Origin of the sequence: Pseudorhodoferax sp. Leaf265 (assembly GCF_001422365.1) — a bacterium.
Classification (GTDB): Bacteria; Pseudomonadota; Gammaproteobacteria; order Burkholderiales; family Burkholderiaceae_C; genus Pseudorhodoferax.
In genome coordinates, this window is sequence record NZ_LMMT01000001.1 from 487,431 (window position 1) to 505,961 (window position 18,531).

Annotated in this window: 17 protein-coding genes and 1 pseudogene; 6 read left to right on the top strand and 12 right to left on the bottom strand. The window is 68.1% G+C overall.

The features are described from left to right. Positions 1-81: 81 nt before the first annotated feature. Complete coding sequence (gene alaC / locus ASF45_RS02335) at positions 82-1,287, bottom strand: alanine transaminase (RefSeq protein ID WP_056656248.1); 1,206 nt, start codon at positions 1,285-1,287, stop codon at positions 82-84. Positions 1,288-1,568: 281 nt separating this feature from the next. Between alaC and ASF45_RS02340 the strand changes: the two genes are divergently transcribed. From ASF45_RS02340 to ASF45_RS02360, 5 genes are all read left to right on the top strand, one after another. Further along, on the top strand, positions 1,569-3,599 hold the full coding sequence (locus ASF45_RS02340) for a sigma-54-dependent Fis family transcriptional regulator (protein ID WP_056656250.1): 2,031 nt from the start codon (positions 1,569-1,571) through the stop codon (positions 3,597-3,599). Between the two features lie 336 nt (positions 3,600-3,935). Continuing rightward, positions 3,936-4,724 carry an SDR family NAD(P)-dependent oxidoreductase gene (locus ASF45_RS02345; protein ID WP_056656253.1) on the top strand — a complete coding sequence of 263 codons (789 nt, stop codon included), beginning with the start codon at positions 3,936-3,938 and terminating at the stop codon, positions 4,722-4,724. Between the two features lie 109 nt (positions 4,725-4,833). Beyond that, positions 4,834-5,898 carry a 2,3-butanediol dehydrogenase gene (locus tag ASF45_RS02350; protein WP_056657425.1) on the top strand — a complete coding sequence of 355 codons (1,065 nt, stop codon included), beginning with the start codon at positions 4,834-4,836 and terminating at the stop codon, positions 5,896-5,898. A gap of 446 nt (positions 5,899-6,344) precedes the next feature. After that, complete coding sequence (locus ASF45_RS36220) at positions 6,345-6,524, top strand: hypothetical protein (protein WP_056656256.1); 180 nt, start codon at positions 6,345-6,347, stop codon at positions 6,522-6,524. Between the two features lie 165 nt (positions 6,525-6,689). Then, positions 6,690-7,202, top strand: a complete 513-nt coding sequence (locus tag ASF45_RS02360) for an HU family DNA-binding protein (protein ID WP_082550759.1) — start codon at positions 6,690-6,692, stop codon at positions 7,200-7,202. A gap of 72 nt (positions 7,203-7,274) precedes the next feature. Here the strand turns inward: ASF45_RS02360 and urtE (ASF45_RS02365) are convergent, their stop codons facing one another. From urtE (ASF45_RS02365) to ASF45_RS02390, 6 genes are all read right to left on the bottom strand, one after another. Further along, on the bottom strand, positions 7,275-7,967 hold the full coding sequence (gene urtE, locus ASF45_RS02365; RefSeq protein WP_056657428.1) for an urea ABC transporter ATP-binding subunit UrtE: 693 nt from the start codon (positions 7,965-7,967) through the stop codon (positions 7,275-7,277). A gap of 7 nt (positions 7,968-7,974) precedes the next feature. Continuing rightward, positions 7,975-8,847 (bottom strand): urea ABC transporter ATP-binding protein UrtD, encoded by an 873-nt coding sequence (urtD, locus tag ASF45_RS02370; protein ID WP_056656261.1) that lies wholly within the window; start codon positions 8,845-8,847, stop codon positions 7,975-7,977. Further along, positions 8,844-10,040: an urea ABC transporter permease subunit UrtC gene (urtC, locus tag ASF45_RS02375; protein ID WP_082550760.1), complete on the bottom strand. Its 1,197-nt coding sequence runs from the start codon at positions 10,038-10,040 to the stop codon at positions 8,844-8,846. Before urtC ends, urtD (ASF45_RS02370) begins: the two co-directional genes overlap by 4 nt. A gap of 20 nt (positions 10,041-10,060) precedes the next feature. Then, the gene (gene urtB, locus ASF45_RS02380) at positions 10,061-11,563 is read right to left on the bottom strand and encodes an urea ABC transporter permease subunit UrtB (RefSeq protein ID WP_056657433.1); all 1,503 of its coding nucleotides are present in this window, start codon (positions 11,561-11,563) and stop codon (positions 10,061-10,063) included. 175 nt (positions 11,564-11,738) lie between these two features. Beyond that, entirely contained in the window at positions 11,739-12,995 is a 1,257-nt protein-coding gene (urtA, locus tag ASF45_RS02385; protein ID WP_056656265.1) for an urea ABC transporter substrate-binding protein, read from the bottom strand. A 136-nt stretch (positions 12,996-13,131) separates the two neighbouring features. After that, positions 13,132-14,091, bottom strand: coding sequence for a DMT family transporter (locus ASF45_RS02390; RefSeq protein ID WP_056657436.1), 960 nt, complete (start codon positions 14,089-14,091; stop codon positions 13,132-13,134). 74 nt (positions 14,092-14,165) lie between these two features. Between ASF45_RS02390 and ASF45_RS02395 the strand changes: the two are divergent. Then, positions 14,166-14,915 (top strand): annotated as a pseudogene (locus tag ASF45_RS02395) (LysR family transcriptional regulator); the annotation flags it as partial. Positions 14,916-15,034: 119 nt separating this feature from the next. On the opposite strand, the gene ASF45_RS02400 reads toward ASF45_RS02395, so the two are convergent. The 5 genes from ASF45_RS02400 to urtD (ASF45_RS02420) form a co-directional block, all read right to left on the bottom strand. After that, the gene (locus ASF45_RS02400) at positions 15,035-15,379 is read right to left on the bottom strand and encodes a zinc ribbon domain-containing protein (protein ID WP_056656268.1); all 345 of its coding nucleotides are present in this window, start codon (positions 15,377-15,379) and stop codon (positions 15,035-15,037) included. Between the two features lie 84 nt (positions 15,380-15,463). After that, the gene (locus ASF45_RS02405; protein ID WP_056656272.1) at positions 15,464-15,787 is read right to left on the bottom strand and encodes a hypothetical protein; all 324 of its coding nucleotides are present in this window, start codon (positions 15,785-15,787) and stop codon (positions 15,464-15,466) included. A 28-nt stretch (positions 15,788-15,815) separates the two neighbouring features. Continuing rightward, positions 15,816-17,045, bottom strand: a complete 1,230-nt coding sequence (fmdA, locus tag ASF45_RS02410) for a formamidase (protein ID WP_056656274.1) — start codon at positions 17,043-17,045, stop codon at positions 15,816-15,818. A gap of 24 nt (positions 17,046-17,069) precedes the next feature. Further along, entirely contained in the window at positions 17,070-17,771 is a 702-nt protein-coding gene (gene urtE, locus ASF45_RS02415; RefSeq protein WP_056656278.1) for an urea ABC transporter ATP-binding subunit UrtE, read from the bottom strand. 1 nt (position 17,772) lies between these two features. Beyond that, on the bottom strand, positions 17,773-18,516 hold the full coding sequence (gene urtD, locus ASF45_RS02420) for an urea ABC transporter ATP-binding protein UrtD (protein WP_056656280.1): 744 nt from the start codon (positions 18,514-18,516) through the stop codon (positions 17,773-17,775). Between the last annotated feature and the right edge of the window lie 15 nt (positions 18,517-18,531).

Sequence of the window (18,531 nt, forward strand, 5' to 3'; positions counted from 1 at the left end):
GATGCGCGATTCTTCAGAAAAAGCAAAGCGAGGGCGGCTGCCCTCGCGAGGCTCTAATGATAACGCATGCTCACTATCGGCTCACACCAGGCCGTCGGCCTTGAACATGGTCTTGATGCCGCGCACGGCCTGGCGGATGCGCGCTTCGTTCTCGATCAGCGCGAAGCGCACATGCTCGTCGCCGTGGTCGCCGAAGCCGATGCCGGGCGAGACGCTGACCCTGGCCTTGTCCAGCAGCTGCTTGCTGAACTCCAGCGAGCCCATGGCGCGGTAGGCCTCGGGAATGCGCGCCCAGATGTACATCGAGGCCTTGGGGCACTCCACCGCCCAGCCCGCCTCGGTCAGGCCCTTGTAGAGCACGTCGCGCCGGCGCTGGTACTGCAGCGCGATGTCCTTCACGCACTGCTGGTCGCCCTCCAGCGCGGCGATGGCCGCCACCTGCAGCGGCGTGAAGGTGCCGTAGTCGTGGTAGCTCTTGATGCGGGCCAGCGCCGCCACGAGGTCGGCGTTGCCGACCATGAAGCCCACGCGCCAGCCCGCCATGTTGTAGCTCTTGGACAGCGTGAAGAACTCCACCGCGATGTCGCGCGCGCCCTTGACCTGCATGATGGACGGTGCCTTCCAGCCGTCGAACACGATGTCGGCATAGGCCAGGTCGTGCACGACGAAGATGTCGTGCTTCTTCGCGAGCGCCACCACGCGCTCGAAGAAGTCCAGCTCCACGCACTGCGCCGTCGGGTTGGACGGGAAGCCCAGCACGATCATCTTGGGCTTGGGGTAGCTGCCGCGGATGGCCTTCTCGAGTTCGCCGAAGAAGTCCACGCCTGGGGCCATCGGCACCGAGCGGATGTCGGCGCCCGCGATCACGGCGCCGTAGATGTGGATGGGGTAGCTTGGGTCGGGCACCAGCACGGTGTCGCCGCGGTCCAGCGTGGCCAGCATCAGGTGGGCCAGGCCTTCCTTGGAGCCGATGGTCACGATGGCCTCGGTGTCGGCGTCGAACGCGACGCCGTAGCGGTCTTCGTACCAGTGGCAGATCGCGCGGCGCAGCCGCGGGATGCCCTTGCTGGCCGAGTAGCCGTGCGTGTCGGGCCGCTGCGCGGCCTCGACGAGCTTGGCCACGATGTGCGGCGGCGTGGCCCCGTCGGGGTTGCCCATGCTCATGTCGATCACGTCCACGCCGGCGCGGCGTGCGGCCAGCTTGCGCTCGGCCGTGATGTTGAACACGTAGGGGGGCAGGCGGTCGATGCGCGCGAAACGGCGCTTGCCTGCAGAAGATGCGGACATGGAAGACTCTCACGTAAGCGCCCGGAACCGTCCGAGCGACGTGGCCGGCGAGATGGAATGGGAGGCCGGCCCGTGGCGATGCTAACGCAGTCGCAAGCTGCGACAAACGCCCCCGATGCGACACCTGTCGCCTAGGGAAAGCGGCAATTGAGCCACCGGATGCGCCCCACCATCATGCGCAGCCGATCCCCCGCCCAGCGTGCGAGCAGCCTGGCCGCAGCGGCGAAGCCATGGAATCGTCAGCCCCCACCGCATCGAACACCACACCAGGAGCCGCAGCGATGCCCAGCGTCAGGTCAAGTCACATCGACAACGTGGTCCGGATCGGCTCGTCCGCAGCAGCCGGCATCTCCGGCGCGGGACCGCAGGCAATCTTCCACAAGTCCTGGACACGCTGCATGCAGCAGCACGGACTGGACCCGACGCGCCCGACGCCTGCCCGCATCCTGCCCTCCGGCCTGGTGCGCGACCACCAGCAGCGCATGGACGGCTTCATGCGCGTCGCGCGCGCCGGCATGCAGGACTTGTACGGCCGCGTCGCCGACCTGGGCTACATGCTGCTGCTGACCGATGCCGACGGCATCACCGTCGACTACATCGGCAACCCGGCTTCCGAGCCGCAGCTCAAGGCGGCCGGCCTGACCATCGGCGCCGACTGGAACGAGGCCCACGCCGGCACCTGCGGCGTGGGCACCTGCCTGGTCGAGCAGGCCACGATCACCTGCCACCAGGCCGAGCATTTCGATGCCACGCACATCGCGCTGACCTGCACCTCGGCGCCATTGCGCGCACCCAACGGGCAACTGCTCGGCGTGCTGGATGTGTCGGCCCTGCACTCGCCCGAAGCGCGCGAGAGCCAGCACCTGGTCCAGCACCTGACGGCGATGTACGCGCAGATGATCGAGGACGCCAATTTCCTGCGCTGCTTCGCCCGGCACGCCGTGCTGCGGCTGGGCACCGTGCCCGGGCTGGTCGAGGTGTCGGGTGACGTGATGTTCGCGCTCGACGACGACGGTGTCGTGTGCGGCGCCAACACCGGCGCCAGGCGACGCTTCGGCGGGCGTGCGGCCGATCTCGTGGGGCAGCCGCTCACGCAGCTGCTGGACATCGGCATGGACGCGCTGCGCAACATGGCGCGCAGCGGCGCGCCGGAGCCGGTGGCGCTCGGCGGGCCGCACCGCCGCGAGCAGTTCCAGGGCGTCATGATCCCGCCACGGGGCGGGGGCACGGCCGCACCCGGCCCCGTGGCGACAGACGCCGACTGCCGCGAGCCGCCGGCCCGGGCGCGCGACCGGCGCTGCTCTGCAGGCCACGCACGGCAGGATGCACTCGACCGGCTGCTCGGCGACGACGCGGTGATGCGCGGGCTGGTCGACCAATCGAAGCGGCTGGTCGACAGCCACGTGCACCTGCTGATCCGCGGCGAGACCGGGGCCGGCAAGGAGGTCCTGGCGCGCGCTCTGCACGCCTACAGCGCGCGCGCCGCGCAGCCCTTCGTGGCCGTCAACTGCGCATCGATTCCGGAGAGCCTGATCGAAAGCGAACTGTTCGGCTACACGCCGGGCAGCTTCACCGGCGGCAAGAGCAAGGGCATGAAGGGATTGATCGCGCAATCCGATGGGGGCACCCTGTTCCTGGACGAGATCGGCGACATGCCGCTGGCACTGCAGACGCGCTTGCTGCGCGTGCTCGCCGAGTCCGAGGTCTTGCCGCTCGGCGCAGAGCGGCCCATCGCCGTGCGCCTGAACGTGATCGCGGCGACGCACCGCGACCTGCGCGAGGCGATCGCGGCGGGCAGCTTCCGCGAAGACCTCTACTACCGGCTCGCGGGGGCGACCCTCGCACTGCCGCCGCTGCGCGCACGGGCAGACCGGCAGTTCCTCATCGAGAAGCTGTTCGCCGAGGAGGCCCAGACCCTGGGGCTCCACCCGACCCTGCATGCCGATGCGCTGCGCAGCCTGCTGGCGCACGACTGGCCCGGCAACGTCCGCGAGCTGCGCAATGCGCTGCGCTTTGCACTGGCCCAGGCGGGAGACCGGCCCGTGGGGGTCGCAGACCTGCCACCGGAGGTGTCCAGCGCGCCAGCCCGGCGGCAGGCGGCCAGCGCGGCCCCGGCACCGACAGCGCGCGAGGCGTGGCCGGCCGCCGAGGCCGAGGAGGCTGCGCAGGACATCGGCGCAGCGCGCCTGCTGGACGCGCTGAAGGCGCACCGCTGGAACATCGCGTCGACGGCGCGCACGCTGCAACGCTGCCGCGCGACCATTTACCGGCAGATGAAGCGCTACGGCATCACGCAGCCGCACCTGCAGTAGCGCCGGGCCCTCGGCGCGGCGCAGGTGTTGCGCGCAGAGTGGCTGGAACCCGCCCCACGGATTGCGTGTCGGCGCCGGCCTCGGGGCCGGCATGCCGCCTGGCATGGTGCTGCTCGCCCCGGAAGTTCTCTGCACGACAGCCGCCCCAGGGCCTTGCGCGCGCCACCTGTCGCCACCGCCGCGCGACGCCTGTTGCAGGCCGCTGCGACAGGTGTCGCCGCAGGCGCCGCATCCGGCACGGAAATCGCCGCAATCGGATCGACATCGGGTCGAAATCGGCTGGCATGGGGCGTGCAAAGAGGGCTGGCCTTCCACACCAACAGACAGGAGACCAGCATGTCCAGCCGACTCGCACAGCAATCCATCATCGTCACCGGCGCAGGCCGCGGCATCGGCGCATCGATCGCCCGGGGCCTGGCCGCGCAAGGCGCCCGCCTGACCATCGCCGACATCGACGCCGACAGTGCCCAAGCCGTGGCCCGCGCGCTCCGCGAGCAGGGCGGAGAGGCCATTGCCGTGCCGGTGGACGTGAGCCAGCGCGCCAGCGTCAAGGCCATGGTCGAAGCCACGGTGGCGAAGTTCGGTCGGCTCGACGGCATCTTCAACAACGCCGGCATCGCGCAGACGCGCGCCTTCCTCTCGATCACCGAAGACGACTGGCACCGCGTGATGGACATCAACGCCCTCGGCGTGCTGATCGGCATGCAGGAGGCGGCCAAGCAGATGATCGCGCAAGGCGGCGGCGGCAAGATCGTCAACACCGCATCGATCGCCGGCAAGCAAGGCTACGCGCCGCTGGCCCACTACTGCGCCAGCAAGTTCAGCGTGGTGGCGCTGACGCAGGCCGGCGCGCGCGCCTTCGGCGAACACCAGATCAAGGTCAACGCGATCTGCCCCGGCGTGGTCGCCACCGACATGTGGAAGCTGATCGACCAGGGCTTCCGCAGCGAAGGCATGACGACACACGAGAACGAGGCCTTCGACAAGTTCTCCGCCGACATCCTGCTCGGCAGGCCGTCCACGGCCGACGACCTGGTCGGCGTCTCGTGCTTCCTCGCCTCGCCGGATTCGGACTACATGACCGGCCAGTCGCTGGTGGTCGACGGCGGCATGGTCCTGGTCTGACACGTCCCCCCCCTCTGCACTGCCATGGCGAACGTCCGCCATGCGTGCAGGCATTTCCATCCCACTGGAGACAAGCATGAACAGCACGACCATCGAACACCAACGCAGCATGCAAGCCGCCGTCTGGCACGGACGCCACGACATCCGTGTCCAGGAGGTGCCGGTGCCGCAGGCACCGCCCGCCGGCTGGGTCAAGATCCGCGTGCACTGGTGCGGCATCTGCGGATCGGACCTGCACGAGTACCTGGCCGGCCCGGTCTTCATCCCCGTCGACCATCCCCACCCGCTCACCGGCCTCAAGGGGCAGTGCACGCTGGGACACGAGTTCAGCGGCGAGATCGCCGAGCTCGGCGACGGCGTCACCGACTACACCGTCGGCGAGCGCGTGACGGCCGACGCCTGCCAGCATTGCGGCAAGTGCTACTACTGCACGCACGGCCTGTACAACATCTGCGAGAACCTCGCGTTCACCGGCCTCATGAACAACGGCGCATTCGCCGAGTACGTGAACGTTCCGGCCGAGCTGCTCTACAAGCTGCCCGAGAACTTCCCCACCGAAGCCGGTGCGCTGATCGAGCCGCTCGCGGTCGGCCTGCATGCCGTCAAGAAGGCCGGCAGCATCGTCGGCAAGACCGTCGTGGTGGTGGGCGCTGGCACCATCGGCCTGTGCACCATCATGTGCGCCAAGGCGGCCGGCGCCGGCCGCATCATCGCGCTGGAGATGTCGTCGGCGCGCAAGGCGAAGGCACTGGAGGTCGGCGCCAGCATCGTCATCGACCCCAAGGAATGCGATGCCATCGCCGAGACCAAGGCACTGACCGGCGGCTACGGCGCCGACGTGTCGTTCGAATGCATCGGCAACAAGAACACCGCCAAGCTGGCGATCGACGTGATCCGCAAGGCGGGGCGTTGCGTCATGGTGGGCATCTTCGAAGAGCCCAGCCACTTCAATTTCTTCGAGCTGGTGGCGACCGAGAAGGAGGTCATCGGTTCGCTGGCCTACAACGGCGAGTTCGCCGACGTGATCCGCTTCATCGCCGATGGCCGCATCGACGTCCAGCCCCTGATCACCGGCCGCATCACGCTGGCCGACATCGTCACACGCGGCTTCGAGGAACTGGTCAACAACAAGGACGGCAACGTCAAGATCATCGTCCAGCCGGTCGCTGGCTGATCCGGCAGCCAGACCCTTCCCCTCTCGCTCCCCTCGTCCCAGCCTGTCCCGCGCCGCATCTGCCGGCGCGGGCCGGCCTGCGCCTGGCCGGCCACGCGGTGGGCCGGGTGCGCACCAGGATCCATGCCATGCCATCTTCGCCATCCGCCATGTCCGCCGTCGATGCCGCCCCGGCTTCGGCGTACTCGCGACCGGCATGGGCGGATGGCCGTGGACCGACCACGGCCTGGCGCCCACCCACAGCGGGCTGGCCCAGCTGGCTTGCGGGGGCTGCCTCACCGCGCTGGGCTACCTGCTGCTGGTCTACCCTGGTGTGTCGGGCGCGCCGCAGCCGCACGCGGTGCTGCTGCCCCTGCCCGTGACCATCGGCTGGTTCTACTCGGTCATCGTGGCGTGGCTTGCCACCTTCCTCATCTTCGACAACTGGCCGTGGACCTGTTGCGTTCGTGGTCTACACGCGCTGGTTCGCGCATGCGGTGCTGCACGAGGCGGACATCGTCCCCGGCTTCGGTGGCGATCCGCTGACCTGGGTCGACCTGCTGAACTTCGTGATGCTGATCTACGCCGTGTACTTCCAGTTCTACGGCCTGGCCAGGCGCAGCGTGGCCGCCACGCGCGCGGCGTGAGCCAGCGCGCGGCGTGGCCACCGTAGCCGCGCGATGCGCTTGCGCAGGGTTGTTGCGCAAGGCAGCAGCCCCTCGGCAACGCTGGTTTCAAAGGGGCCGCCGGAACTTTCCTAAAATCGCCCGGCGCGACATTGCGCATTTCCGATTCCAAAGAAGTATCTCGACATGGCAACTGCTAAGAAAACCGCTCCCCTGAAGAAGACTGCCACCGCCAAGGCGGTTGTGCCCGCCAAGAAGGCGGCTCCTGCCAAGGCAGCCGCTCCTGCCAAGAAGGCAGCCGCTCCCGCGAAGACGGCCGCTCCTGCGAAGAAGCCCGTGGTGGCCAAGACGGCCGCACCCGCCAAGGCCGCAGCCGGCCCGCTGAAGCCCATCAAGACCGCGTTCAACAAGACCAGCCTGCAAGCGCACCTGGCCGAGTTGTCCGGCGCCGAGCCGAAGACGGTCAAGGCCGTGCTGACCGCGCTGGAAGCCACGATGGTCGCCTCGCTGAACAAGAAGGGCCTCGGAGAGTTCACGCTGCCCGGCCTGATCAAGGTCACGTCCGTCGCGATTCCCGCCAAGAAGAAGCGCCGTGGCATCGACCCCTTCACCAAGGTCGAGCGCGAGTTCGCCGCCAAGCCCGCCACCGTGCGCGTGAAGGTGCGCTCGCTGAAGAAGCTGAAGGACGCAGCGCTGTAAAGCGTGTCCGGGTGCCGCCAGCCACGGCAGCACCCACTCTGTGCAGCCGGGCCGGCGCCGCCCCGGCTGCACTCAGATCGCCACCAGCTGGCGAATCCCCTTCTCCTGCATCTCGCTGCCCGGCCCGCGCGCGATGAACACACCGCGCTCCATGACCAGGTACTCGTCCGCGAGTTCCTCGGCGAAGTCGTAGTACTGCTCGACCAGCAGGATGGCCATGTCGCCGCGGTCGGCCAGCATGCGGATCACGCGGCCGATGTCCTTGATGATGCTGGGCTGGATGCCCTCGGTCGGCTCGTCCAGGATCAGCAGTTTGGGCTTGGGCGCCAGCGCCCGCGCGATCGCCAGCTGCTGCTGCTGCCCGCCCGAGAGGTCGCCGCCGCGGCGGTGGATCATCTGCTTCAACACCGGGAACAGTTCGAACAGCTCGGCCGGGATCGGCGTGCTGCCGCTCTTGTAGGCCAGGCCCATGCGCAGGTTCTCCTCCACCGTGAGCCGCGCGAAGATCTCGCGGCCCTGGGGCACGAAGCCCATGCCGGCGCGTGCGCGCTCATAGGGCGTGCGGCCCTGGATCGGCTTGCCGTCGAACTCCATGGTGCCGGTCTTGATCGGCACCAGGCCCATCAGCGATTTGAGCAGCGTGGTCTTGCCCACGCCGTTGCGGCCCAGCAGCACGGTGACCTTGCCCAGCTGCGCATCCAGGCTCACATCGCGCAGGATGTGCGAGCCGCCGTAGTACTGGTTGACGCCTTTGACGCTCAGGATGCTCATTTCATCGTCCCAGGTAAACCTCGATCACACGCTCGTCGGCCTGCACCTCGTCGAGCGTGCCCTGCGCCAGCACCGAGCCGTCGCACAGCACCGTGACGATCTCCGAGATCGTGCGGATGAAGCTCATGTCGTGCTCCACCACCATCAGCGAATGCTTGCCCTTGAGCGTGAGGAACAGCTCGGCCGTGCGCGCCGTTTCCTCATCGGTCATGCCGGCCACGGGCTCGTCCAGCAGCAGCAGCTTGGGGTCCTGCATCAGCAGCATGCCGATCTCCAGCCACTGCTTCTGGCCGTGGGAGAGGTTGCCCGAGAGCCGGTTCACGCTGTCGGCCAGATGGATGGTGTGCAGGATCTCGGCCAGCCGGTCGCTCTGGCGCGAGTCCAGCCGGTGCAGCATCGAGGGCAGCACGTTCTTGTCGGTCTTGAGCGCCAGCTCCAGGTTCTCGAACACCGTGAGCTGCTCGAACACCGTGGGCTTCTGGAACTTGCGGCCGATGCCCAGCTGCGCGATCTCGGGCTCGGTGTGGCGCAGCAGGTCGATGGTGCTGCCGAAGAACACCGTGCCCTTGTCCGGCCGCGTCTTGCCCGTGATGATGTCCATCATCGTGGTCTTGCCGGCCCCGTTGGGGCCGATGATGCAGCGCAGCTCGCCGGGTGCGATGTCCAGGCTCAAGCCGTTGATGGCCTTGAAGCCGTCGAACGAGCGGTGCACGTCCTCCAGGTACAGGATGCGGCCGTGCGTGACGTCCACCTCGCCCGGCGTGGCGATGCGCGAGAAACCGGCCTCGCGGCCACCCGACTCGGTCTTGCCGAGCTCGGCCACCGCGGTGCGCTCCAGGCGCTGCGCGCCCTCTTCCATCAGATCCGGCGTCATGCGCGCTCCTCCTTGCCGCGTGCGAGCAGATTGCGCGCCAGACCCACCACGCCGTGCGGCAGGTACAGCGTCACGAGAATGAACATGGCGCCCAGGAAGTACAGCCAGTACTCGGGGAACACCGTGGTGAACCAGCTCTTGGCGCCGCTCACGAGGAAGGCGCCGACGATGGGGCCGATCAGCGTGGCCCGGCCGCCCACCGCGGCCCAGATCGCGATCTCGATGGAGTTGGCCGGCGACATCTCGGTCGGGTTGATGATGCCGACCTGCGGCACGTACAGCGCGCCGGCCACGCCGCACATCATGGCCGACAGTGTCCAGATGGTCAGCTTGTAGCGCAGCGGGTTGTAGCCCGAGAACATCACGCGGCTCTCGGCGTCGCGGATGGCTTGCAGCACGCGTCCGAACTTGCTCTGCACCAGCCAGCGCGCGAACAGGAAGAAGCCCAGCAAGGTCAGCCCCGTGACCACGAACAGCGTCATGCGCATCTGCTGCGTGGCGATCGGGATGTCCACGATGCGCTTGAAATCCGTGAAGCCGTTGTTGCCACCGAAGCCCGTCTCGTTGCGGAAGAACAGCAGCATGGCCGCGAAGGTCAGCGCCTGCGTGATGATGGAGAAGTACACGCCCTTGATGCGCGAGCGGAACGCGAAGTAGCCGAACACGAAGGCCAGCAGCCCCGGCACCGCCACCACCAGGATCATCTGCAGCACGAAGGAGCCGCTGAAGGTCCAGTGCCAGGGCAGTTCCTTCCAGTCCAGGAAGACCATGAAGTCGGGCAACTCGCTCTTGTAGTTGCCTTCCAGGCCGATCTGGCGCATGAGGTACATGCCCATCATGTAGCCACCCAGCGCGAAGAACAGGCCGTGGCCCAGTGACAGGATGCCGGTGTAGCCCCAGATCAGGTCCATCGCCAGCGCCGCGATGGCGTAGCACATGATGCGGCCGAGCACGGCCACGGTGTAGTCCGACAGGTGCAGCGCGCTGCCCTCGGGCACCCAGAGGTTGAGCACCGGCGCCAGCGCGCAGACGGCCAGCAGCGCGGCGAAGAAGGCGGCCCAGCCGGGCCGGGTCAGCAGCGGCGCGCGGCCCGGCAGCGTGACAGCCGGGCGCACGATGGGAGGCGGTGGCGGCGGTGGCGGCGGCACCTCGGTGCCGGCCTCTGCCGCCAGCGCGCGTTCGATCGAAGACATGGGTGTACTGCTCATGGGATTCAAGCCTCCGCGCTGCGGCCCTTCATCGCGAAGATGCCCTGCGGCCGCTTCTGGATGAAGACGATGATGAGGACCAGCACGGCGATCTTGGCCAGCACCGCGCCGGCCCAGCCCTCGAACAGCTTGTTCAGGATGCCCAGGCCCAGCGCGGCGTAGACCGTGCCGGCCAGTTGGCCCACGCCGCCCACCACCACGACCATGAAGGAGTCGACGATGTAGCTCTGGCCCAGGTCCGGCCCCACGTTGCCGACCTGGCTCAGCGCGCAGCCGGCCAGGCCCGCGATGCCTGAGCCCAGCGCGAAGGCATAGGTGTCGATGCGCGCGGTGTTCACGCCCATGCAGGAGGCGATGGGACGGTTCTGCGTCACGCCCCGCACGAACAGGCCCAGCCGCGTGCGGCCGATCAACCAGGCCACGGCGCCCAGCACCAGCAGCGCGAACACGATGATGAGCACGCGGTTCCAGGGCAGCGCCAGGTTGGGCAGCAGCTGCACGCCGCCGCTCATCCAGGACGGACTTTCCACGGCCACGTTCTGCGCGCCGAAGGTCGTGCGCACGAGCTGCATCAGCACCAGGCTGATGCCCCAGGTGGCCAGCAGCGTCTCCAGCGGCCGGCCGTACAGGAAGCGGATCACGCCGCGCTCGAGGATCGCGCCGACCAGCGCCGAGGCCAGGAAGGCGGCCGGGATCGCGGCGATCAGGTAGGCGTCGAAGGCGCCCGGCAGGTACTTCTGGAACAGGCCCTGCACCACGTAGGTGGCGTAGGCGCCGATCATCATGAGCTCGCCGTGGGCCATGTTGATCACGCCCATCAGGCCGTAGGTGATGGCCAGGCCCAGCGCCACCAGCAGCAGGATGGAGCCCAGGCTCACGCCCGTGAAGGCCTGGCCCAGGCGTTCGCCCCAGACCAGGCCGGCGTCGATGCTGGCGATGGCGGCGACGATGGCCTTCTTGACGGCCGGATCCTGCTCTTCGGCCAGCCGCTCGTTGAGCAGCAGCTTGGTGGCCGGGCGCTTGTTCTCCGAAAGCGTGGCCGCGGCGGCGAGGCGCTTGGCCGGGTCCTCGCTGGACAGCAGGCCGCCGGCACGCGCCAGTTCCAGCTGTTCGCGGATGCCGGCGTCCTTCTCGATGGCCAGGGCCTTGTCGAGCAGCGGCAGCCGCGCTTCGGACGGCGCGCCGGCCAGTGCGCGGGCCGCATCGGCGCGCACGCTGGTGTCCTCGCTGCGCAGCTGCAGCGCGGCCAGCGCCACGTCGAGCTCGCCCCGCATCAGGTTGTTGTTGACCACGTCCTCGGCGTCGGCTGGCACTGCCACTTCCGCGCCGGTCACCGGGTCATGGCCCTTGTCGCCCTGCATGACGAAGACCTTGTCGGCCGTGAAGCGCACGGTGTCGTCCGACAGCGCCTGCAGGAAGGCCACGGTCTTCGCGTCGCCTTTCTCCACGGCCTCGATGACGGCGGCCGTGATGGCCTCGATGCGCTCGGACGACGTGCCCGAGGCCATGGCCAGTGCGGCCTCGTTGGTCAGCGCGTGCGCCGAGGCGACAGCGCCGAACAGCGCCAGCGCCGTGGCTAGCGTGCGGATCCATGTTCGCAAGGCAACCCCCTGATGTTGGTGTTCTGGATGTGAAAGAAGGGGCGCGCGGCCCCTTCTCATGTGTGGCGCCAGGTGGAGCCGCTCACTTCTTCTCGGGCTCGTCCTTCTTCTTGTCGTTGCCTTCGATGAACGGGCTCCAGGGCTGGGCCTTGACCGGGGCCTTGGTGCGCCAGACCACGTTGAACTGACCGTCCGGGCGGATCTCGCCGATCAGCACGGGCTTGTGCAGGTGGTGGTTCTTCGCGTCCATGGTCAGCGTGAAGCCGCTGGGCGCATTGAAGGTCTGGCCGGCCATGGCGGCGATGACCTTGTCGGAGTCGGTGGACTTGGCCTTCTCCACGGCCTGCTTCCACATGTGGATGCCGACGTAGGTGGCTTCCATCGGGTCGTTGGTCAGCGGCTTGGTGGACTGGCCGGGCAGCTTCTTGGCCTTGGCGTAGTCGCTCCACTGCTTGATCCAGGCCGTGTTGGTCGGGTTCTTGACGCTCATGAAGTAGTTCCACGAGGCCAGGTGGCCGGCCAGCGGCTTGGGATCGAGGCCGCGCAGTTCTTCCTCGCCCACGCTGAAGGCCACCACGGGCACGGTCTTGGCGTTCAGGCCGGCGTTGCCCAGTTCCTTGTAGAACGGGATGTTGGAGTCGCCGTTGATGGTGGAGACCACGGCCGTCTTGCCGCCGGTGCTGAACTTCTTGATGTCGGCGACGATGGTCTGGTAGTCGCTGTGGCCGAACGGCGTGTAGGTCTCCATGATGTCGGCGTCCGCCACACCCTTGGACTTCAGGAACGCGCGCACGATCTTGTTGGCGGTGCGCGGGTACACGTAGTCGGTGCCCAGCAGCACCCAGCGCTTGGCGGCGCCACCTTCCTTGCCCATCAGGTATTCCACGGCGGGGATGGCCTGCTGGTTCGGCGCGGCGCCCGTGTAGAACACGTTCTTGGACAGTTCCTCGCCCTCGTACTGCACGGGGTAGTACAGCAGCGCGTTGTTCTCTTCATAGACCGGCAGCACCGACTTGCGGCAGACCGAGGTCCAGCAGCCGAAGGTCACGGCGACCTTGTCCTGGCCGATCAGCTGCTTGGCCTTCTCGGCGGCCAGCGGCCAGTTGGAGGCGGTGTCGATCACCACGGGCTCGAGTTTCTTGCCCATCACGCCGCCCTTGGCGTTGATGTCTTCGATGGTCATCAGCGCCATGTCCTTGAGCGCCGTTTCCGAGATGGCCATGGTGCCGGACAGCGCGTGCAGCACGCCGACCTTGATGGTGTCCTGGGCGTGGGCGGCGGAGAAGCCGGCCAGCGCGAGGGCCGCGGTGACGGCCTGGAGGGTGAAGCTGCGTTGCATTCGGAGTGCTCCCGTTGGTGGTTGGTTCGGTCCGGTCCGACAAGCCTGTGGGCCTTGTCTGACCTTGGGAGCGATCCTAGGGAGAACCCCGAAAGGGGTCTGTACGCCAGGTGGCGTATGTGGTGCTTGGGACAGATCAGCGTGGCGCGAGCCCGCGCACGGCCGCCAGCCGGCGCGCCAGCGCCGCATGGCCGCCGACCAGCGCGATGCCGGCCAGCACCAGGCCGCCGCCGGCCACGAAGCGCGGCGCCAGCGCCTCGCCGAGCAGCCAGACGCCCAGCAGCACACCGAACAGCGGCGTGAGGAAGGAGAACACCCCGAGCTGCGAGGCCAGGTAGCGCCGCAGCAGCCAGCACCAGGTCAAAAAGCTCGCGAACGAGACCACCACGCCCTGGAAGCCCAGGTGGGCCCACACCGCCGGCGTGGCCGTGAAGCGCCAGTCGCCGAGCAGCCAGGCCGCCGGCAGCAGCAGCACGAAGGCACCCAGCAGCTGGTATAGCAGGGTCTCGGTGGCCGGCGCGCTGGCCAGGGACGAACAGCGGATCGCCACCGTGGTTGCGCCCCAGGCGGCGCCGGCCGCCAGCGCCAGCAGGTCGCCGAGCCAGGCCTGCGGGTGGCCGCTGGCCGCCCCACCCTGCCCGCCCAGGAAGGCCACGGCGATGCCGCCGAAGGCCAGCGCGATGCCCAGCCACTGCAAAGCGCCCAGCCGCTCGGCCGGCAGCCGCCACTGCAGGCCCAGCGCCGCGAAGATCGGCGAGGTGTAGAGGAACACGACCACGTGCGAGGCCTGGGTCAGTTCCAGCGCGGTGCTCACAAGCAGGTACTCGATGCCGAACAGCGCGCCCACGAGCAGGCCGGCGCCGTGGCGCACCCGCTGCGGCGCCTCGCCGCGGCGGGCCATCAGCAAGGCCAGCAGCACCAGCGCGATGCCGGAGCGCAGCGCGACCATGAGCATGGGGCTCGCCGCATCGGCCACGGCCTTGAGCGAGATCTGCTGCAGGCTCCAGAGCAGACACAGAAGCGTCATGACGCCGGTGGCACGGCCGTCGAGCGCGCCGTGCTGCAGGGCCGGCGAGAAGGCATGGGAGGAACGCATGCCCGCACTGTGCTGCCCGGCCATCTTTTTGGAAAGCGGATAATTCGCCGCTCTGCCATGCGGAAATCGAATCCATGCACGACCTGCAGATCGACTGGTTGAGGGCCTTCGTCGCCTGCGTGGACGCGGGTTCGCTGTCCAGCGCCGCGCTGGAGGTGCACCGCTCGCAATCCGCCGTCAGCATGCAGCTCAAGAAACTCGAGGCCGCCGTGGGCCGACCCTTGCTCGCGCGCGGGCGGCGGCATCTGCAGCTCACGCCCGACGGCCAGCAGCTGCTGGGCTATGCGCGGCGCATGCTGGACCTGCAGGCCGAGGCCCAGGCCGCGCTGCAGGGTGAGACCGTCTCGGGTCAGGTGCGCCTGGGCGTGCCCGACGACTACGCGAGCCAATACCTCACGCCCGTGCTCAAGCGCTTCGGGCCGCGCCATGGCGGCGTGGAGATCCAGCTCGACTGCGAGCAGTCCACCGCGCTGATCCCGCGCGTGGCCAGCGGCGAGCTCGACCTGGCCCTGGTCTCGCGCGACCATGCGCGGCGCGGCATGCTGCTGTTCCACGAGCCCATGGTCTGGGTCGGCTCGCCGCAGTTCGAGGTCTGGATGCGCAACCCGCTGCCGATCGCCGTGTACGAGGCCGAGAGCCTGGGCCGGCGCAGCGCCATCAACGCGCTGGCGCTGCAGGGCAGGCCCTACAAAGTCGTGTACCACAGCTCCAGCCTGGCCGGCCAGATCGCTGCCGTGGAGAGCGGCCTGGCTGTGGCGCGCTCACGCAGTGCAGCGCGCCGGAACACCTGCAGGTGCTGGGCCTGGAACACGGCCTGGGGCCCATGGAACCCATGCAGGTGGCCGTGTACCGCAGCAAGGCCTCGCAGGGCTCCAAGGCCGTCGACAGCCTGTACCGCATGCTGGTGCAGACGCTGCGGCCAGCCGGGCGCTGAACGCGCGGCTCAGTGGCTGATCATCCAGGGCCGCTTGGACGGAAACGCCTTGGCGCCGCTGGGCGCGGTGACGGTGGCCGAGCGCTTGCCGCTGGTGCTGCAGCAGCCGCAGCCGGCCGGATGCCGCATGCGCTGGTAGTCGCGCGAACTCTTGGGCTCGTGCCGGGCGCGTTCGTTGATGCCGATGGCGGCGCGCGTGCCGCCGTCCATCAGCGCCAGGCGTGGCGAGCTCACGAACACGCGCGGCGAAGACGTGCCGCAATCCGGGCAGGCGGCGGGCTCGTTGCGCTGGGCCAGCGTGCGAAAGGCATCGAAGCCGCCGCAGCCGGGACAGTCGTAATCGTAGGTGGGCATCTGCAAGGTCCCGTATGGAAGAAGGTTCAAGCCATTCTGCGCATGGCAGCCGCCATGGGCACTACGTCGAATGACGTAGAGGCCTCAGCCCTGCCAGACGCCGAAGCCCAGCGCGCGCAGGCGGATGCCGAGCTCCACCTCCATCTCGCGCGCGGCCTGGTAGGGCATGGGGTTGTAGCGCGCGTACAGCGCCGGCAGCAGCCGCTCGCCGTAGAGCATCACGAAGCGGTTGGCCTGGATGCCGGCCTTGTGCTTGTCGAAGCGGATGTCCGGGTCCAGCCCGGTCATGCCCACGTAGACGAAGGGCTTGCCGAGCAGGTAGTCGGGATTGGCACTGCGAAAGCGCGCGCTGTTCCACACCTGGTCGGCGAGCTGGACGACGTAGACATGGTGGTGCGGCCGCGGCATGCGCACATCATGCCGCGGCGCCGCAAGCTCAGACCAGGTCCGGCGACAGCGGCATCTGCACGGAGCCGTCCAGGAACTTCGTCGGCCCGGCCGCGCTCGGGTTGATGTCGAAGTCGAAGATCTGCGTCGGCAACCACAGCGTGGCGCAGGCGTTGGGCACGTCCACCACGCCGCTGATGTGGCCCTGCACGGGGGCCGTCCCCAGGATGGAATAGGCCTGGGCGCCCGAGTAGCCGAATTTCTTCAGGTACTCGATGGCGTTCAAACAGGCCTGGCGGTAGGCCACGTTCACGTCCAGGTAGTACTGCTTGCCGCTCTCGTCCACGCTGATGCCTTCGAAGATCACGTAGTCGTTGTAGGTCGGCACGATGGGGCTGGGCTTGAAGATCGGGTTCTTGATCCCGTACTTGGCCATGCCGTCCTTGATGATGGTGACCTTCATGTGCACCCAGCCCGCCATCTCGATGGCGCCGCAGAAGGTGATCTCGCCGTCGCCCTGGCTGAAGTGCAGGTCGCCAACCGACAGGCCGGCGCCGTCCACGTAGACCGGGAAGAAGATCTTGGAGCCGCGCGACAGGTCCTTGATGTCGCAGTTGCCGCCGTGCTCGCGCGGGGGCACGGTGCGCGCGCCGGTGGCCGCGGCCTTGGCAGCGGCATCGCCCTTGAGCTGGCCCATGTGGGCCGTGCCGGCGAACGGCGGGTTCGCCAGGCCGCTGGTGGCGGGGTCGGAGTCGATCAGCGCCTGCTCGCGCGTGTTCCAGGTCTCCAGCATCTTGGGGTCGGGCAGGCAGCCGATCAGGCCCGGGTGGATCAGGCCGGCGTACTTCACGCCCGGTACATGGCGCGAGGTCGTGAACATGCCGTGGAAGTCCCAGATCGACTTCTGCGCCTGCGGGAAGTGCTCGGTCAGGAAACCGCCGCCGTTCTTCTTGCTGAAGAAGCCGTTGAAGCCCCACAGGCTGTCCTGCTTGGCGCCGATGTCCAGCAGCTCCACGACCAGCAGGTCGCCGGGCTTGGCGCCCTTCACGCCGACCGGGCCGCTCAGGTAGTGCACTGTCGTCAGGTCGATGTCGCGCACGTCGTCGGCGCTGTCGTTGTTCTTGATGAAGCCACCCGTCCAGTCGTAGGTCTCCAGCACGAAGTCGTCGCCCGGGTTGACCCAGCAGGCCATGGGGATGTCGGGGTGCCAGCGGTTGTGCACGAGCTCGTTGCTCGGTGCGGGCTGCGAAAGGTCGACCTTGATCAGGGTTTCGGGCATCTGGTTGCTCCTGGTTGTGAAAAATCAGACAGAGAGGTAGCGCTTGATGTGCGCGATGTCGGTCTTGTCGCGCGCGGTCTCGTGCACGAGGCGGCCGCCTTCGATCACGAACAGCCGGTCGGCCACGTCCATCGCGAACGAGAGGACCTGCTCGGACACCACGATGGCGATGCCCTTCATGCGCCGGATCTCGTTCAGCGCCTTGGCGATGTCCTTGATGATGGAAGGCTGGATGCCCTCGGTGGGCTCGTCGAGCAGCAGCACCTTGGGGTTGGTGACCAGCGCACGCGCGATCGCCAGCTGCTGCTGCTGGCCGCCCGACAGGTTGCCGCCCTTGCGCCGCTTCATCTCGAACAGCACCGGGAACAGCGCGTAGATCTCCTCGGGCACACGCAGGCTGGGGCCGCCCTGCAGGCCGGTCTGGATGTTCTCTTCCACCGTCAGCGTGGGGAAGATCATGCGGCCCTGCGGCACGTAGGCGATGCCCTTGGCCACGCGGCGAAAGCTCTCGTCCTTCGACACATCCTGCCCCGCCACCTGGATGCTGCCGCTCTTGAGCGGCAGGATGCCCATGAGGCTCTTGAACAGCGTGGTCTTGCCCATGCCGTTGCGGCCCATGATGGCCACGGTCTCGTTGGCGTGGGCGGCAAAGCTGATGCCGTGCAGCGCCTCGCTCTGGCCGTAGGCGGTGTGGATGTCGTTGACGTTCAGAAGGATGTCGCTCATGTCAGTGGCCCAGGTAGACGTCGATGACCTTCGGGTCGGCCTGCACCTTGTCCATCGGCCCTTCGGCCAGGATCTTTCCCTGGTGCATGACGGTGACCTTGTGCGCGATCTGCGCGACGAAGTCCATGTCGTGCTCGATCACGATGACGGCGCGGTTGTTGCTGATGCGCTGGAGCAGCTCGGCCGTCAGCTCGCGTTCGCGCGAACTCATGCCGGCGATGGGCTCGTCCAGCATCAGCAGCTCGGGTTCCTGCATGAGCAGCATGCCGATCTCCAGCCACTGCTTCTGGCCATGCGACAGCAGACCGGCCTCGGTGTGCAGCTTGTCGGCCAGGAAGATGTCCTCGGCCACGGCCTGCACCGCCGCCTTGATCTTGTCGGTGCACTTGAAGGCCAGCGCACCCAGCACCGAGCGGCCGGACGGGTAGGACACCTCCAGGTTCTGGAACACCGAGAGGTTCTCGTAGATCGATGGCGTCTGGAACTTGCGGCCGATGCCCAGGCGCACACGCTTGTGCTCGGCCATGCCGGTCAGTTCGGTGTTCTTGAACTTGATGGAGCCGGCGCTGGCCTTGGTCTTGCCGCAGATCAGGTCCAGGAGCGTGGTCTTGCCCGCGCCGTTGGGGCCGATGATCACGCGCAGCTCGTTCTTGTCCACGTACAGCGTCAGCGTGTCGATGGCCTTGAAGCCGTCGAACGCGACCGTGAGGTCTTCCACGGCCAGGGCGAAGTCGGTGTTGCTCATGGTGGGTTCCTCGGG

What these genes read in the sequence shown, in the direction of transcription:
- alaC (WP_056656248.1), bottom strand. Translation starts at nt 1,287, where the DNA reads ATGTCCGCATCTTCTGCAGGCAAGCGCCGTTTCGCGCGCATCGACCGC.
- ASF45_RS02340 (WP_056656250.1), top strand. Translation starts at nt 1,569, where the DNA reads ATGCCCAGCGTCAGGTCAAGTCACATCGACAACGTGGTCCGGATCGGC.
- ASF45_RS02345 (WP_056656253.1), top strand. Translation starts at nt 3,936, where the DNA reads ATGTCCAGCCGACTCGCACAGCAATCCATCATCGTCACCGGCGCAGGC.
- ASF45_RS02350 (WP_056657425.1), top strand. Translation starts at nt 4,834, where the DNA reads ATGCAAGCCGCCGTCTGGCACGGACGCCACGACATCCGTGTCCAGGAG.
- ASF45_RS02360 (WP_082550759.1), top strand. Translation starts at nt 6,690, where the DNA reads ATGGCAACTGCTAAGAAAACCGCTCCCCTGAAGAAGACTGCCACCGCC.
- urtD (WP_056656261.1), bottom strand. Translation starts at nt 8,847, where the DNA reads ATGACGCCGGATCTGATGGAAGAGGGCGCGCAGCGCCTGGAGCGCACC.
- urtC (WP_082550760.1), bottom strand. Translation starts at nt 10,040, where the DNA reads ATGTCTTCGATCGAACGCGCGCTGGCGGCAGAGGCCGGCACCGAGGTG.
- urtB (WP_056657433.1), bottom strand. Translation starts at nt 11,563, where the DNA reads ATGGCCTCGGGCACGTCGTCCGAGCGCATCGAGGCCATCACGGCCGCC.
- urtA (WP_056656265.1), bottom strand. Translation starts at nt 12,995, where the DNA reads ATGCAACGCAGCTTCACCCTCCAGGCCGTCACCGCGGCCCTCGCGCTG.
- ASF45_RS02390 (WP_056657436.1), bottom strand. Translation starts at nt 14,091, where the DNA reads ATGCGTTCCTCCCATGCCTTCTCGCCGGCCCTGCAGCACGGCGCGCTC.
- ASF45_RS02400 (WP_056656268.1), bottom strand. Translation starts at nt 15,379, where the DNA reads ATGCCCACCTACGATTACGACTGTCCCGGCTGCGGCGGCTTCGATGCC.
- ASF45_RS02405 (WP_056656272.1), bottom strand. Translation starts at nt 15,787, where the DNA reads ATGCCGCGGCCGCACCACCATGTCTACGTCGTCCAGCTCGCCGACCAG.
- fmdA (WP_056656274.1), bottom strand. Translation starts at nt 17,045, where the DNA reads ATGCCCGAAACCCTGATCAAGGTCGACCTTTCGCAGCCCGCACCGAGC.
- urtE (WP_056656278.1), bottom strand. Translation starts at nt 17,771, where the DNA reads ATGAGCGACATCCTTCTGAACGTCAACGACATCCACACCGCCTACGGC.
- urtD (WP_056656280.1), bottom strand. Translation starts at nt 18,516, where the DNA reads ATGAGCAACACCGACTTCGCCCTGGCCGTGGAAGACCTCACGGTCGCG.